Source organism: Pseudomonas sp. NFX5 (genome assembly GCF_049132125.1).
GTDB lineage: Bacteria > Pseudomonadota > Gammaproteobacteria > Pseudomonadales > Pseudomonadaceae > Aquipseudomonas > Aquipseudomonas marginalis.
On the sequence record NZ_JAFMZG010000031.1, the window covers coordinates 285,808 to 300,905 of the forward strand.

Here is a 15,098-nt window from a genome sequence, read left to right on the forward strand (position 1 = left end):
ATCAGTCCTGAATGTCGGGTGGGGGTGCGCTGGGTGGCTTGGCGGTCAGCGAAGTGATCTTGATCAGCAGTGCCAGGTGGCCGCCGTCCAGGTAGTTGAGCTGGTTGTTCTTGGTGCGCACGTCTTTCTGGCTCAGGTGTTCGCTGGCCACCACGCTGCCGTTGCTGTCGAACGTGTTGAGCCAGAAGTCCGCATCGATATCCGTGAAGCGCCCCAGTTGCAGGCTCAACACGCCCTCGATGGGGAACTGGCCGAACTGCTCCTGGCCGTCGGTGATCGCGATCCTGACCGGCTGCTCGCCGAGGTTCTGTTCCCAGGCCTTGTGCGCCAGCACGGTGAAGCTGTTATCGGCGTTGAGTTTGTCGACGATATTGTTCAGGCGCGGCGGGCTCAGCCTGTCGCCCAACCGCTGCGCGCCCGCATCCCAGTTTTCCGGCGCAGCGCGGCTGTTGAGCGCCGGCTCCGCGTTCTGGCGTACCAGGATCATTTCCACCTGGTACGGACTGTCGGCAAATGCCGAAGGCGCGAGTACCACCAACAACAGGCTCAGAATGCGGAACAGGCGCATTGGGGCGTCCTTCAAGCAGATTTCGGGATGAGGCGCTCGAACAACGCCTCCAATGTATTAAAGCGTTCTTCGGCACGTTCCATCGGCACCATGAACTTGAACAGCGTAGCCCCTTCGAACTTGTAGCGATTGGGCTGGCCCTGGATCAGCTTGATCAGCACCAGGGGGTCCACCGGCGTCTGCGCTTCGAACTCGATACGCCCGCCTTGCGGCCCGGCGTCGACTTTCTTGATCCCGAGCTGCTCGGCCTGCAATTTGAGCAGGGTCAGGCGCACCAGGTTCTTGGTCGGCTCGGGCAGCAGGCCGAAGCGGTCGATCATCTCCACCTGCAGGTCCTTGAGGCCCTCTTCGTCGGTGGCCGAGGCGATGCGCTTGTACAGGATCAGGCGTGCATGCACATCCGGTAGGTAGTCTTCGGGGATCAACGCCGGCAAGCGCAGGTTGATTTCCGGACCGCCGCCCAGGGGCTGGTCGAGGTTTGGCTGCTCGCCCTTGCGGATGGCTTTCACCGCGCGTTCGAGCATCTCCATATACAGGGTGAAGCCGACGGCCTGGATTTGCCCGCTCTGGCCATCGCCCAGCAGTTCGCCGGCACCGCGGATTTCCAGGTCGTTGGTGGCCAGGACAAAACCGGCGCCCAGGTCCTGGGTGTTGGCGATCGCTTCCAGGCGCTTCTCGGCGTCCCCGGTGATCTGCTGGCGGGGCGGCGTCAGCAGGTAGGCATACGCCTGGTGGTGACTGCGCCCAACCCGGCCGCGCAGCTGGTGCAGCTGGGCCAGGCCGAACTTGTCCGCCCGTTCGATGATGATGGTGTTGGCGCTAGGCACGTCGATGCCGGTCTCGATGATGGTCGAGGCGATCAGCACGTTGAAGCGCTTGTGGTAGAAGTCGCTCATCACCTGTTCGAGATCGCGTTCGCGCATCTGCCCGTGGCCGATGGCGATGCGTGCTTCCGGCACCAGTTCGGCGAGGTCGGCGGCGCATTTCTCGATGGTTTTTACGTCGTTGTGCAGGTAGTACACCTGGCCGCCACGCAGCAATTCCCGCAGCAGCGCTTCCTTGACTGTGCTTTTGTTCTGCTCCATCACGAACGTGCGCACCGACAGGCGCCGCGCCGGCGGTGTGGCGATGATCGACAGGTCGCGCATGCCCGACACCGCCATGTTCAGCGTACGCGGAATCGGCGTGGCGGTGAGGGTAAGGATGTCGACCTCGCTGCGCAGGGCCTTGAGCTGTTCTTTCTGACGCACACCGAAGCGGTGTTCTTCGTCGATGATCACCAGGCCCAGGTTCTTGATCTTTACATCGTCCGACAGCAGCTTGTGCGTTCCGATCACGATGTCGATCTTGCCTTCGGCGAGGTCGGCGACGGCGGCATTCACCTCCTTGGCGGACTTGAAGCGGCTCATCACTTCCACGGTCACCGGCCAGTCGGCAAAGCGGTCACGGAAGCTGTTGTAGTGTTGCTGGGCGAGCAGGGTGGTCGGCACCAGGATCGCCACTTGCTTGCCGCCGTGTACCGCAATAAAGGCCGCGCGCATGGCCACTTCGGTCTTGCCGAAGCCCACGTCGCCGCACACCAGGCGGTCCATCGGCTTGGGCGCGAGCATGTCGGCGCGCACCGCTTCGATGGTGGTTTGCTGGTCCGGGGTTTCTTCGAAGGCGAAGCCGGCGCTGAAGGTGGCGTAGTCGGCCTTCGGGTCGGCGAAGGCATACCCTTCGCGCGCCGCACGACGGGCATAGATGTCGAGCAGTTCGGCGGCGACATCGCGCACTTGCTCGGCGGCCTTGCGCTTGGCTTTCTGCCAGGTCTCGGAGCCCAGGCGGTGCAACGGCGCCAGGGCGTCGTCGCTGCCGGTGTAGCGGGCGATCAGGTGCAGGTTGGCCACCGGCACGTAGAGCTTGGCGCCCTCGGCGTATTCCATGGTGAGGAATTCGGCGGCCTGGTTGTCGATCTCCAGGGTCTGCAGGCCCAGGTAGCGGCCGACACCGTGGTCGATATGCACCACCGGCGCGCCTTCGCGCAGTTCCGTGAGGTTTTTGATCACCGCGTCGTTGTTGGCGTCGGCGCGTTTTTCACGGCGGCGACGCTGCATCACGCGCTGGCCGAACAGCGGGCTTTCGGCGATCAGCGCGAGCGCCGGGTCATCCAGCAGCAGGCCTTCGTCCAGTGGCGCGATGGTGATCGCCAGGCGCTCTTTGCTGGCGACAAAATCCGGCCAGCTGTCGACGGTTTTCGGCCGCAGCTTCAGGCGTTCCAGCAGCTCCAGCAGCACTTCACGGCGCCCGGCGGATTCGGCGGTGAACAGCACGCGGCCGGGGAAGTCGCCGAGGAAGTTCGAGAGTGCTTCCAGGGGTTGCGTGGCTTTGGCCTGGATCGCCAGGTCCGGCAACGTCGCCGCAGGGAAGCGCTCGCGGCCGCTGCCGGTGTCCACATCCTGCTGGCTGGCGACCACGCGCGGCCAGTTTTTCAGGCGGGCGAAACAGTCTTCCACCGGCAGGAACAGCTCGGCGGGCGGTAATAAAGGCCGGGAAGGATCGACGCGGCGCTCTTCATAGCGGTTACGCACGTCGTTCCAGAAGTTTTCCGCCGCCTGTTCGATGCCCGGCAACGAGAACACCTGGGTGTCCTGGGGCAGGTAGTCGAACAGGGTCGAGGTTTCGTCGAAGAACAGCGGCAGGTAGTACTCGATGCCCGCCGGGGTAATCCCGCTGCTCAAGTCCTGGAAGATCGGGCAGCGGCGGAAGTCCACGTCAAAGCGTTCACGGAAGCGCGCCTTGAAGCGCGTGACCGCGTCCTTTTGCAGCGGGAACTCCCGTGCCGGCAACAGCTTGATCGACTCGACCTTGTCGATGGACCGCTGGTTTTCCGGGTCGAAGGTGCGCAGGGTCTCGATTTCGTCATCGAACAGGTCGATGCGGTACGGCAACTTGCTGCCCATGGGGAACAGGTCGATCAGCGCACCACGCACGGCGAATTCACCGTGTTCATACACCGTGTCGACGCAGCGGTAGCCGCTGGCTTCGAGGCGCGTGCGCATCTGTTCCACGTCGAGCTTCTGGCCGATATCCAGCATCAGGCTGCTGCCCAGCAGGAACTTGGTCGGCGCCAGGCGGTGCAGGGCGGTGGTGATCGGCACCACCAACACACCGTGGGCCAGTTCCGGCAGGCGGTACAGGCTGGCGATGCGCTGGGAGATGATGTCCTGGTGCGGCGAGAACAGGTCGTAGGGCAGGGTTTCCCAGTCGGGAAAATGCAGCACCGGCAAATCGGGGGCGAAGAAGCTCAGCTCCTGCTCCAACCGTTCGGCGCTTTGGCTGTCGGCGGTAAGCAGCAGGGTAAAGCGCTTGGCTGCGCTGGCAGCCTCGGCAATGGCCAGGCTCAGGGCGGCACCGGGCAGGTTGCCCCAGTGCTGTTTACCTGCCGCGGCAGGGAGAAGCGGTAGACGCAGAACGGGCACGGAAGGTTGAGCTCCAAGCGTTGCGACAAAGTCGGTAATTGTAACGGCCCGGGGTGCCGCCTGTCAGTTGCTGACTGAGCCTATTACGGTTTGTAGGAAATGTAGTGGCTAAGACAAACAAAGCAGCCTTTTGACTCATTATGTAGTGCCGTTTTGCACGGATGTTTCGGAGAGTTACGGACAAGTTGGCGGCACTGCGCCATTGGTGGCCTTCTGAAACCCGCGTGTTTCCTGGCCTGTAGCGGGGTGGTATTTTTTTGCAAGGGCTTTTTGTTGTGGTTGGCGCATTGCTCAACGGGCGGTCGGACGACATAATGTAGCCCCTTTTTTCAGCCCCTACATGTGGAAGGTTCCCGTGACTCAGAAGCCCGACCAGTGTCTTGGTGAATGGATCGACCGTGAAGCACTCGCAGAAGCGATGATCCCGCTTATCGGTCAGCTGTACCGCAATAACAATGTGGTGAGCTCGATCTATGGCCGCAGCCTGATCAACCAATCAGTCATCGCGATTCTCAAGGCGCATCGCTTTGCTCGCCATCGTTCCGCCGACGACAGCGAACTCTCCGTCCACGAAACATTCCCCCTGCTCAAGGCCATGAGCGAGCTCAAGCTCGGCGCGGCTTCGGTAGACCTGGGCAAGCTGGCCTACAAGTTCCGCAAGGAAGGTGCCGGCCGCAGCGCCGAGCAGTTCGTGCGTGAAGAAATGGCCGATGTGGTGGGCCAGCAAAACGCCGCTGCCCGCAAAGGCACCGACGTTGTCCTCTACGGTTTCGGTCGTATCGGCCGCCTGCTGGCGCGCATCCTGATCGAAAAAACCGGTGGCGGCGACGGCCTGCGCCTGCGTGCCATCGTGGTGCGCAAAGGCGCCGAGAACGACCTGACCAAACGCGCCAGCCTGCTGCGTCGCGATTCGGTACACGGTTCGTTCAACGGCACCATCACCATCGACGAAGAAAACAACACCATCACCGCCAACGGCAACCTGATCCAGGTGATCTACGCGAAGAACCCGACCGAGGTGGATTACACCCAGTACGGCATCAAGGACGCCCTGCTGGTGGACAACACCGGCGTATGGCGTGATGCCGAAGGCCTGGGCCAGCACCTGGCCTGCCCGGGCATCGACCGCGTCGTGCTGACCGCGCCTGGCAAAGGCAAGCTCAAGAACATCGTGCACGGCATCAACCACGGTGAAATCACCGCTGACGACAAGATCGTGTCCGCCGCCTCCTGCACCACCAACGCCATCGTGCCGGTGCTCAAGGCCGTTAATGACAAGTTCGGCATCGTCAACGGCCACGTTGAAACCGTTCACTCGTACACCAACGACCAGAACCTGATCGACAACTTCCACAAGGGCGATCGCCGTGGCCGCAGCGCCGCGCTGAACATGGTCATCACCGAGACCGGTGCCGCCACCGCCGCTGCCAAGGCCTTGCCTGAGCTGGCCGGCAAGCTGACCGGTAACGCGATCCGTGTGCCGACGCCGAACGTGTCGATGGCCATTCTCAACCTGAACCTTGAGAAAGCCGCTACCCGTGAAGAGATGAACGAGTACCTGCGCTACATGGCGCTGCACTCCGACCTGCACAAGCAAATCGACTTCGTCAATTCCCAGGAAGTGGTGTCCACCGACTTCGTTGGCTCGCGCCACGCCGGTGTAGTGGACGCGGAAGCGACCATTACCCAGGACAACCGCGTTGTACTGTACGTCTGGTACGACAACGAGTTCGGCTACAGCTGCCAGGTGGTTCGCGTGATGGAAGACATGGCCGGGGTCAACCCGCCTGCGTTCCCGCGCTAAGCCTTAGCACTGAATGAAAAAGCCCCGACTGGTTCGGGGCTTTTTCATGGCAGCGGGTTTGTGTTGTCGAGCAGGGCCTGATCGGCAGCAGGCTCCTTCCCACATTTCGAGGTGTGAATACCTTCAAATGTGGGAGGGGGCTCGCCCCCGATAGCGGTAGTTCAGCGTATGCCTGCCTAACGGGCAGGCCATTTTCATTTCAGCAGTTTGCCGCGCAAGTCATCGGACAAACCCTTGGGCGCCAGCCAAATGCCCAGGTAGGCCCTTGCCAGCGCGTCATTGGCGCTGCTGAACACCACCTGCCCATTGATCTCCAGATTCAGGCCACGGCCGGGGCGAAAGTCCAGGGCGTAGCGATCACCGCTGCGGATGTTACGAAAGCTGGCGTGCAACTGGTCGACTTCAAGCCTCAGGCGAGGGCTGGCTTGCTGGCGCTCCAAGGTGGCCGTCGCCGCCTTGATCACATCGTTGCGGTCGATGTCGCGAAAGTAATACAGCACAAGGCGCAGCGGCTGTTGCGAGTCCCATGCCTGCCTGGCGCTCACGGTCTGCGGGGTATACAGCGCAGCCGCGTACACATCCGCCCAGAGGTAGGTGAACACCGTCTGGTTTTTCAGCGCCAGTCCGGGGGCTTGCGCAGGAAAATCGGCTTGCCGGAGGCGGTCTGCTTCATTCGCATACACCACAACCGAAAAAATCATCATTAAACAGAAAACGACATGCCGCATAATGGCCCGTCCTGCAAAGGTGCGTGTCAGCAGTGTAATGCCGGTTTCCTGTTCCTGTAGTAAAGGCAAAACTGGCCTACGACGCGACCAAGGGTTAATGTGCGCGGCGTTGAGCCTTATATAGACTGTGCCCCGGTTCACACACTTGAGCCAAATTGTCCTTCATGACCGCTGGCCGCGGCATGATTTAGCCAGGCGTCCAACCGTGCGCCTGGCCTGTTCTGAGGAGTACGCATGGCTGTCTACAACTACGACGTGGTGGTACTGGGTTCCGGCCCGGCTGGAGAAGGTGCGGCGATGAACGCCGCGAAGGCAGGGCGCAAGGTGGCGATGGTCGATAGCCGTCGCCAGGTCGGCGGTAACTGCACCCACCTGGGCACCATCCCGTCCAAGGCTTTGCGTCACTCGGTGCGCCAGATCATGCAGTTCAACACCAACCCGATGTTTCGGGCCATTGGTGAGCCGCGCTGGTTCTCGTTCCCGGACGTGCTGAAAAGCGCCGAGAAGGTCATCTCCAAGCAAGTCGCTTCGCGCACCGGCTACTACGCCCGTAACCGTGTCGACCTGTTCTTCGGCACCGGCAGCTTCGCCGACGAGCAAACCGTCGAAGTGGTGTGCGCCAACGGCGTGGTCGAGAAGCTGGTGGCCAAGCACATCATCATCGCCACCGGTTCGCGCCCGTATCGCCCGGCGGACATCGATTTCCACCACCCGCGTATCTACGATAGCGACACCATCCTCAGCCTGGGCCACACCCCGCGCAAGTTGATCATCTACGGCGCCGGCGTGATCGGCTGTGAATACGCCTCGATCTTCAGCGGCCTGGGCGTGCTGGTGGAGCTGGTGGACAACCGCGACCAGTTGCTGAGCTTCCTCGACTCGGAAATTTCCCAGGCGTTGAGCTACCACTTCAGCAACAACAACATCACCGTGCGTCACAACGAAGAATACGAGCGGGTCGAAGGCCTGGACAACGGCGTGATCCTGCACCTCAAGTCCGGCAAGAAGATCAAGGCCGATGCCTTGCTGTGGTGCAACGGCCGTACCGGCAATACCGACAAGCTCGGCATGGAAAACATCGGGGTCAAGGTCAACAGCCGTGGCCAGATCGAAGTCGACGAGAACTATCGTACCTGCGTGCCGAACATCTACGGCGCCGGTGACGTGATCGGCTGGCCAAGCCTGGCCAGTGCGGCGCATGACCAGGGCCGTTCGGCGGCCGGCAGCATTGTCGACAACGGCAGCTGGCGTTATGTGAACGACGTGCCGACCGGGATCTACACGATTCCCGAGATCAGCTCGATCGGCAAGAACGAGCACGAACTGACCAAGGCCAAGGTGCCTTACGAAGTGGGCAAGGCGTTCTTCAAGAGCATGGCGCGTGCGCAGATCGCCGGTGAGCCGCAAGGCATGCTCAAGATCCTGTTCCACCGCGAAACCCTGGAAGTCCTCGGCGTGCATTGCTTCGGCTACCAGGCTTCGGAGATCGTGCACATCGGCCAGGCGATCATGAACCAGCCGGGTGAGCAAAATACCCTCAAGTATTTCGTCAACACCACGTTCAACTACCCGACCATGGCCGAAGCCTATCGGGTAGCGGCCTACGACGGCCTCAACCGGCTTTTTTGAGCGGCTCCGGCCGGTGGCCTGAGCCGGCCGGGGAGACCGATTTCAGTAATTCTCGAGGGTGGCAGTGGCCAAACCGGGAAAGTCTGTAATCAGGCTATCTACGCCGAAGTCGGCGAGCCTGCGCATCAGCGCAGGTTCGTTGACCGTCCACACGGACACATGCAAACCCTGGCGCTGGGCTTTTTCCAGGCGTTCGGGGGTGCACAACGTCCAGTTCAACGCCAGCATCTCACAGCCATAGTTCTGCGCGACCTTCAGCGGGTCGAGCCAGGCATATTCGGCGACGAGCCCGCGTGACAGGTCGGGGGTGAGTTCAACCGCTGCTTTCAACACTTCCCGCGAGCTTGAGGTCACGGTGACCTTGTCCATCAGGCCGAAACGCACGGCCATCTCACGAATGGCCAGCACGGTGGTCGCGGCGCGGGTGCGCGATGCGCTTTTGACTTCCAGTTGCCAGTGATCGAAGTCGCACTGTTCGAACAGCTCTTCCAGGCGCGGAATCGGGCAAGGCTTGACCCAGCCCGGGCCGCCTTTGCGCGCGTCCATCTTCACCAGGTCTGCCGCCGAATACTCGACGACTTTGCCGCGCCGGTCGGTGGTGCGCTTGAGGGTCGGGTCGTGGATGACCATCAGCTCGCCGTCCATGGACAGGTGCAAATCCAGTTCGCAGCGGCGTACACCGTGCTTGAGACACGCCTGGAAGCTGGTCAGGGTGTTTTCCGGTGCTTCGCCTTTGGCACCGCGGTGGCCGTAGATCAGGGTCACAGTTGCTCCTTTACGCCAGCTTGTCTGGCGGGGTAAATACGAATTCAGGTGTCTTGGGCGTCGCTCTGTTCCCGTGCCAGGCGCCGTTCCTGCGCCTGTTTCTGCAGGATGTAGCGCGCCAGCAGCTGGCGTTGGGCATCGGTCATGGCTTCGAATTCCGTGCCGACGTCAAAGCCTGTGCCCTTGGGATCGCAATGGGTGACCCGCGCGCGCAGCAGCAGGCCGAGCGCCTGGGGCATCAGCACCAGCTTGACCGCCAGGTGCGCACCCACCGTCAGGGGGGAGGGGTGTTGGAAATCGATGCCGCCTTCGGAAATGATCACCGGCTGCGGGGCGCCGACCTCATCCAGCAGGCCACGGGCCATGATTTGGCTGAGCAAGTCCAGGCGTTTGTTCTGCACCCGGAGAAAGGCCACGAGGGTGCGATCCTTCTCGCTGAGCTGGCGCAGCAGGTGCTGGGCTTCAAATTCGCTCAGGTGCAGTTCACTGAGCAGATTGAACAGCGGTGAATCATCCAGCAACACTTCCTTGCTCGCCGCTTCGGGGGCAGACAGGCTTTTGATTTGGAGTGCGATCATGTCGTCGATACGGTAGTATTCGCGGCGCTCTTCTTCATCTAATGTCGACATGGCGAACCCCAGGTAACGGTAATGGTCTGAGTGTAAAGCTGCTTACCAGACCCCGCCACCGGGACGTCTTCTTTTCCTCCGAACAAGCCCCGACATGTTCAGACCTCTCTTCGTATTTATTGGCACGCGTTATACCCGTGCAAAGCGTCGCAATCATTTTGTGTCGTTCATTTCCTTGACCTCGATGATCGGTCTCGCCCTTGGCGTGGTCGTGATGATCGTAGTGCTGTCGGTGATGAACGGCTTCGATCATGAGATGCGCACCCGCGTGCTGGGCATGGTGCCCCACGCGACCATCGAGGGCGATGCGCCCATCAGCGACTGGCAAAGCCTGGCCGCCAAGGTCAAGCAGAACCCCAAGGTAGTGGCCGTGGCGCCGTTTACCCAGATGCAGGGGCTGCTGACCAACGACGGCAAGGTGCAGAAAATCCTGCTCAATGCCATCGACCCGGCCCAGGAACGCAACGTCTCGATCATCGACAAGTTCATGTTGCAGGGCAAACTCGACGATCTGGCCCCCGGCAGCTTTGGCATTGTCATCGGTGACAAGGCGGCGGCCAAGCTCGGCGTAGGCATCGGCGACAAGCTGACCTTCGTCGCGCCGGAAGTCACCGTGACGCCGGCCGGCATGTTCCCGCGCATGAAGCGCTTTACCGTGGTCGGCACTTTCCACGTCGGCGCCGGCGAGATCGACGGCTACCTCGGCCTGACCAACCTCACCGACCTGGCCCGCCTGCATCGCTGGCAGCCGGACCAGGTGCAAGGCCTGCGCCTGAAGTTCAACGACTTGTTCGATGCCCCGCGCGGCGCCTGGGAAATCGCCCAGCACCTGGGTGAAAGCCAGTACTACGCCCGCGACTGGACTCGCACCCACGGCAACCTGTACCAGGCCATCCGCATGGAAAAAGCCATGATCGGCCTGCTGTTGCTGCTGATCGTCGCCGTTGCCGCCTTCAACATCATCTCCACGCTGGTGATGGTGGTGAATGACAAGAAGGGCGACATCGCCATCCTGCGCACCCTCGGCGCCACGCCGGGGCAGATCATGGCGATCTTCATGGTGCAGGGCACCGTGATCGGCGTGGTCGGCACCTTGATCGGCACCGCGGTAGGCATTTTGGCCGCGCTGAATGTCAGTGCCGCCATCGCCTTGCTTGAAAAGGTGATCGGCCACAAGTTCCTCAACGCCGACGTCTACTTCATCGATTACCTGCCGTCCCAGGTGCAAGCCCAGGACGTGCTGATGGTGGGCGGCGCCGCGTTGGTCCTGAGTTTCCTTGCCACCCTGTATCCAGCCTGGCGCGCGGCACGTACCCAGCCAGCACAGGCCTTACGTTATGAGTGAATCGGGCATGAGTGAAAAAGCAATCCTGAGCTGCCGCAACCTGGGCAAATCCTACGAGGAAGGCCCGGAATCGGTCGTGGTGCTGTCCAACCTGCAACTGGAACTGCATCCCGGCGAGCGCGTGGCGATCGTCGGCAGTTCCGGTTCCGGCAAAAGTACCTTGCTCAACCTGTTGGGCGGCCTCGATACGCCGTCCCAGGGCAGCGTATGGCTGGCCGGTGAAGAACTGTCGGCCCTGAATGAAAAGGCCCGTGGCCAGTTGCGCAACCGTTCGTTGGGCTTTGTGTACCAGTTCCACCACCTGTTGCCGGAATTCACCGCCCTGGAAAACGTGTGCATGCCGTTGCTGATCGGCAAGACCGCGATCCCGGAAGCCCGCCAGCGCGCCAAGGCGTTGCTCGAGCGCGTCGGCCTCGGCCATCGCCTGGAGCACAAGCCGGCCGAACTGTCCGGCGGTGAGCGCCAGCGTGTGGCGATTGCCCGTGCCCTGGTGAACAACCCGGGGCTGGTGATGCTCGACGAGCCCACCGGCAACCTCGACTCCCACACGGCCCAGGGCATCAAGGACTTGATGCTGGAACTGAGCACCCAGATGCGCACTGCGTTCCTGGTGGTGACCCATGACATGAGCATGGCCCGCCAGATGGACCGTGTGCTGCACCTGCAGGAAGGTCATCTGGTCGCCATCTGACCTGTTTCAAGCCCGGTGCCTGACGCCGGGTTTTCTATTTTCCAACGGTGCCCGCGAATGTTCAGACCGTTATCGATTTTCATCGGCGCGCGCTATACCCGCGCCAAGCGCCGCAACCGTTTTGTTTCGTTCATCTCGATGACCTCGATGATCGGCCTCGCCCTGGGCGTGCTGGCGATGATCGTGGTGCTGTCGGTGATGAACGGCTTCCAGCGCGAAATGAGCTCGCGCATCCTTGGCATGGTGCCCCACGCCACTATCGTCGGGGTGAACCCGATCGACGATTGGCAGCCGGTGGCCGCTGCGGCGATGAAAAATCCGCAAGTGACTGCCGCCGTACCGTTCACGCAGATGGACGGCATGTTCTCCTACAAGGGCGCGATGCAGCCGATTGAGATCAGCGGCGTCGACCCGGCCCAGGAAGGCAAGGTGTCGATCGTGGCCCAGCATATCGTGCAGGGCAAACTGGAAGACCTGAAGCCCGGCGAGTTCGGCGTGGTGGTCGGCGAAATCACCGCCCGGCGTTTTCGCCTGAATGTGGGTGACAAACTGACCTTGATCGTCCCGGAAATCAGCAGCGCGCCCGGTGGTATCACCCCGCGCATGCAGCGTCTGAACGTAGTGGGTATCTTCAAGGTCGGCGCCGAGCTGGATGGCTCCATGGCCCTCATCCACATGGCTGACGCCGCCGAGATACAGCATTGGCAGCCGAACCAGGTGCAGAGCGTGCGCCTGGCGTTGAAAGACCTGTACGCAGCGCCCAAGGTCTCGGCGGACATCGCCGCCAGCCTCGGCAGCGGCTACAAGCCCGATGACTGGACCCACACCCAGGGCAGCCTGTTCAGCGCGATGAAGATGGAAAAGACCATGATCGGCCTGTTGTTGCTGATGATCGTCGCCGTCGCGGCGTTCAACATCATCGCCACGCTGATCATGGTGGTGAACGACAAGGGTGCGGACATCGCGATCCTGCGCACCATCGGCGCCACGCCACGGCAGATCATGGCGATCTTCATGGTGCAGGGCACGGTGATCGGCATTGTCGGCACCTTGATCGGCGGCGTGCTGGGGGTGATTGCGGCGCTGAACGTGAGTGAGCTGGTGGGCTGGCTGGAGCGGGTGAGCGGGCAGCATATCTTCAGTTCGGATGTGTACTTCGTCAGCAACCTGCCTTCGGAGCTGCAAAGTGGCGATGTGGTGCTGATTTGTACGGCCGGGTTTGTGTTGAGCTTCCTGGCGACGATTTACCCGGCGTATCGGGCGGCGAAGATTGAGCCGGCGCACGCCCTTAGGTATTCGTAGTCTTTAAGACCGCTATCGGGGCAAGCCCCCTCCCACATTTGAATGTATTCACGGATCAACGTGTGGGAGAGGGCTTGCCCCCGATAGGGCCGGCCCGGCTTGCATCAATTTCCCCTGGGCAACTCAATCACAAACCTTGTCCACCCCGCCGCGGATTCACAAAAAATCCTCCCCCCGTGTGCCCGCACAATCGACTGGGTAATCGCCAATCCCAGCCCCGCATGCTCGCTGCTGCCTTCATGGCGCGCCGGGTCGGCTCGGTAGAACCGGTCGAACAGCCTCGGCAACACGTGCGCTGGAATACCTTCCCCGCTGTTTTCTACCGTCAGTGTCACGCCCCGTGTACCTTCAACCATCCGCACGCGCACTTGGCCGCCGGCCGGGGTGAACCTAAGGGCGTTGTCCAGCAGGTTCGACAGGGCCCGGCGCAGCATGCCGCGATCGCCGACAGTTTGTGCGCCGCCTTCGCGTACCAGCGAGACCTGTGCGTCTTCTGCCAGCAACGCGAAAAACTCCAGCAACGTCTCTACTTCATCCGCCAGTACCAACGGCTCGCGCTTGGGCACCAGCAAGCCGTGGTCCGCCTTGGCCAGGTACAGCATGTCATTCACCAACTGCGCCATCCATTGCAGCTCTTCCAGGTTGCTGTGCAGCGCCTCGCGGTAATCCTCCAGGGGGCGCGGTTGGGTCAGGATGACCTGGGTCTGGGTCAGCAGGTTCGACAGGGGCGTGCGCAGTTCATGGGCAATGTCGGCGGAGAAGGCCGACAGGCGCTGGAAGGCGTCGTCCAATCGCCCGAGCATGGCATTGAAGGCCTGGGCCAGGTCGGCCAGTTCCGCCGGCATTTGCTGGTGAGGCAGGCGCTGGGTCAAGGAGTGGGCCGACACGCTGGCAGCCACTTCGCCCATGCGCCGCAACGGCCGCAAGCCACGGCGTGCAGCCCAGGCGCCCAGCAGCGCGGTGGCCAGGGCCGATAGGCCGACGGTGAGCCAGATCAAATGTTGCATGCGTTGCAGGAAGTGCTGGTGATGGGTGATGTCGAGCATCAGGGTCAGTTGCGGTGAGGCGGGCTGGCCGGGCCTCAAGGGGGCGTTGTACACGCGGTAGTCGGTGCCGGCGTTCTGCATGGTGTGCAGGCCAGGCGCCTCGGGCAGGCTGACGCTTGGCGCATCGTCCAGCCAGCGCTGGCCGGCGGCGGTGATGCGCAATGTCAGGTCAGGCTGGCGATTGAGCTCGGCTCGCAGCTGCGCTTCGCGTTGGGCGAATGAGTCCAGTGATTCGACGCCCTGCAAGGTACTGCGCAGCGCCACCAGCTTGCTGTCGAGTTGCTGTTGGTCCAGCTCAATGAAGTGCGCCTCGCTGGCACGGTTGAACAGCACGCCGGCGAACAACGAGACCACCGCGGTGCACGCCGCAAACAGCAGGGCCAGGCGGCTGGCCAGGGACAGACGCTGGATCAATGGCTGCGCTCCTCCAGCACATAACCCATGCCGCGCACGGTATGGATCAGCTTGGTGGGGAAAGGATCGTCGACTTTCAGGCGCAGGCGCCGGATCGCGACTTCGATGATGTTGGTGTCACTGTCGAAATTCATGTCCCATACTTGGGAGGCAATCAGCGACTTGGGCAGGACTTCGCCCTGGCGGCGCAGCAGCAGCTCCAGCAGGGAGAATTCCTTGGCGGTGAGGTCGATGCGCTGGCCGTCCCGTTCGACGCGGCGGCGGAGCAGGTCCAGGCGCAGGTCGGCCAGTTGCAGGGCGGTTTCCTGCGGCGTGCTGCTGCCACGGCGCAACAGGCTGCGTACCCGCGCCAGCAGTTCGGAGAAGGCAAAGGGCTTGACCAGGTAATCGTCGGCACCCAGTTCCAGGCCGTGCACCCGGTCTTCCACGGCATCCCGGGCGGTCAGAAACAGCACCGGGATTTCCAGGCCGGCACTGCGCACCGCTTGCAGGATTTGCCAGCCGTCGCGACCGGGCAGCATCACATCCAGGATCAACAGGTCATAATCGCCGGTCAGCGCCAGGTGCTGGCCGCTGGTACCGTCGGCCACCAGTTCGGTGGTGAAGCCCGCCTCGGCCAGGCCTTGGCGCAGATAGTGGCCGGTTTTCGGTTGGTCTTCGACGATCAGCAATTTCATGGGCGGCTCTTGGCAACAGTTCACGAGGGGCTTTATACC

12 protein-coding genes are annotated in these 15,098 nt (G+C 62.2%); 5 read left to right on the forward strand and 7 right to left on the reverse strand.

Annotated elements, in window-relative coordinates; genetic code table 11:
• Position 1 precedes the first annotated feature (1 nt).
• Together J1N02_RS21990 and mfd are read right to left on the reverse strand one after the other, a co-directional pair.
• Positions 2 to 568, reverse strand: coding sequence for a CsiV family protein (locus J1N02_RS21990; RefSeq protein ID WP_065928156.1), 567 nt, complete (start codon positions 566 to 568; stop codon positions 2 to 4).
• 11 nt (positions 569 to 579) lie between these two features.
• Complete coding sequence (mfd, locus tag J1N02_RS21995) at positions 580 to 4,029, reverse strand: transcription-repair coupling factor (RefSeq protein ID WP_421147741.1); 3,450 nt, start codon at positions 4,027 to 4,029, stop codon at positions 580 to 582.
• A 340-nt stretch (positions 4,030 to 4,369) separates the two neighbouring features.
• Between mfd and J1N02_RS22000 the strand changes: the two genes are divergently transcribed.
• Positions 4,370 to 5,833 carry a glyceraldehyde-3-phosphate dehydrogenase gene (locus J1N02_RS22000; protein ID WP_027604232.1) on the forward strand — a complete coding sequence of 488 codons (1,464 nt, stop codon included), beginning with the start codon at positions 4,370 to 4,372 and terminating at the stop codon, positions 5,831 to 5,833.
• A 194-nt stretch (positions 5,834 to 6,027) separates the two neighbouring features.
• Here the strand turns inward: J1N02_RS22000 and J1N02_RS22005 are convergent, their stop codons facing one another.
• Positions 6,028 to 6,561, reverse strand: a complete 534-nt coding sequence (locus J1N02_RS22005) for a chalcone isomerase family protein (protein WP_092358981.1) — start codon at positions 6,559 to 6,561, stop codon at positions 6,028 to 6,030.
• A 234-nt stretch (positions 6,562 to 6,795) separates the two neighbouring features.
• Between J1N02_RS22005 and sthA the strand changes: the two genes are divergently transcribed.
• Positions 6,796 to 8,190: a Si-specific NAD(P)(+) transhydrogenase gene (gene sthA, locus J1N02_RS22010; protein ID WP_003189670.1), complete on the forward strand. Its 1,395-nt coding sequence runs from the start codon at positions 6,796 to 6,798 to the stop codon at positions 8,188 to 8,190.
• A 42-nt stretch (positions 8,191 to 8,232) separates the two neighbouring features.
• Here sthA and J1N02_RS22015 read toward each other — a convergent pair whose 3' ends face one another.
• Positions 8,233 to 8,955, reverse strand: coding sequence for a glycerophosphodiester phosphodiesterase (locus J1N02_RS22015; protein WP_027604230.1), 723 nt, complete (start codon positions 8,953 to 8,955; stop codon positions 8,233 to 8,235).
• Between the two features lie 44 nt (positions 8,956 to 8,999).
• Positions 9,000 to 9,584: a PilZ domain-containing protein gene (locus J1N02_RS22020; protein WP_027604229.1), complete on the reverse strand. Its 585-nt coding sequence runs from the start codon at positions 9,582 to 9,584 to the stop codon at positions 9,000 to 9,002.
• A 94-nt stretch (positions 9,585 to 9,678) separates the two neighbouring features.
• Here J1N02_RS22020 and J1N02_RS22025 point away from each other — a divergent pair, with 94 nt between their 5' ends.
• The 3 genes from J1N02_RS22025 to J1N02_RS22035 are packed head-to-tail and all read left to right on the forward strand — an operon-like array spanning position 9,679 to position 12,922.
• A complete protein-coding gene (locus J1N02_RS22025; RefSeq protein ID WP_027604228.1) occupies positions 9,679 to 10,929 on the forward strand; it encodes a lipoprotein-releasing ABC transporter permease subunit in 1,251 nt (416 codons plus the stop codon).
• Positions 10,930 to 10,936: 7 nt separating this feature from the next.
• Positions 10,937 to 11,620, forward strand: a complete 684-nt coding sequence (gene lolD / locus J1N02_RS22030) for a lipoprotein-releasing ABC transporter ATP-binding protein LolD (RefSeq protein WP_024074097.1) — start codon at positions 10,937 to 10,939, stop codon at positions 11,618 to 11,620.
• A gap of 57 nt (positions 11,621 to 11,677) precedes the next feature.
• On the forward strand, positions 11,678 to 12,922 hold the full coding sequence (locus J1N02_RS22035) for a lipoprotein-releasing ABC transporter permease subunit (RefSeq protein WP_421147742.1): 1,245 nt from the start codon (positions 11,678 to 11,680) through the stop codon (positions 12,920 to 12,922).
• Positions 12,923 to 13,026: 104 nt separating this feature from the next.
• Here the strand turns inward: J1N02_RS22035 and J1N02_RS22040 are convergent, their stop codons facing one another.
• Positions 13,027 to 14,382, reverse strand: a complete 1,356-nt coding sequence (locus tag J1N02_RS22040; protein ID WP_421147743.1) for a heavy metal sensor histidine kinase — start codon at positions 14,380 to 14,382, stop codon at positions 13,027 to 13,029.
• Positions 14,379 to 15,059: a heavy metal response regulator transcription factor gene (locus J1N02_RS22045; RefSeq protein WP_027604224.1), complete on the reverse strand. Its 681-nt coding sequence runs from the start codon at positions 15,057 to 15,059 to the stop codon at positions 14,379 to 14,381. Before J1N02_RS22045 ends, J1N02_RS22040 begins: the two co-directional genes overlap by 4 nt.
• Between the last annotated feature and the right edge of the window lie 39 nt (positions 15,060 to 15,098).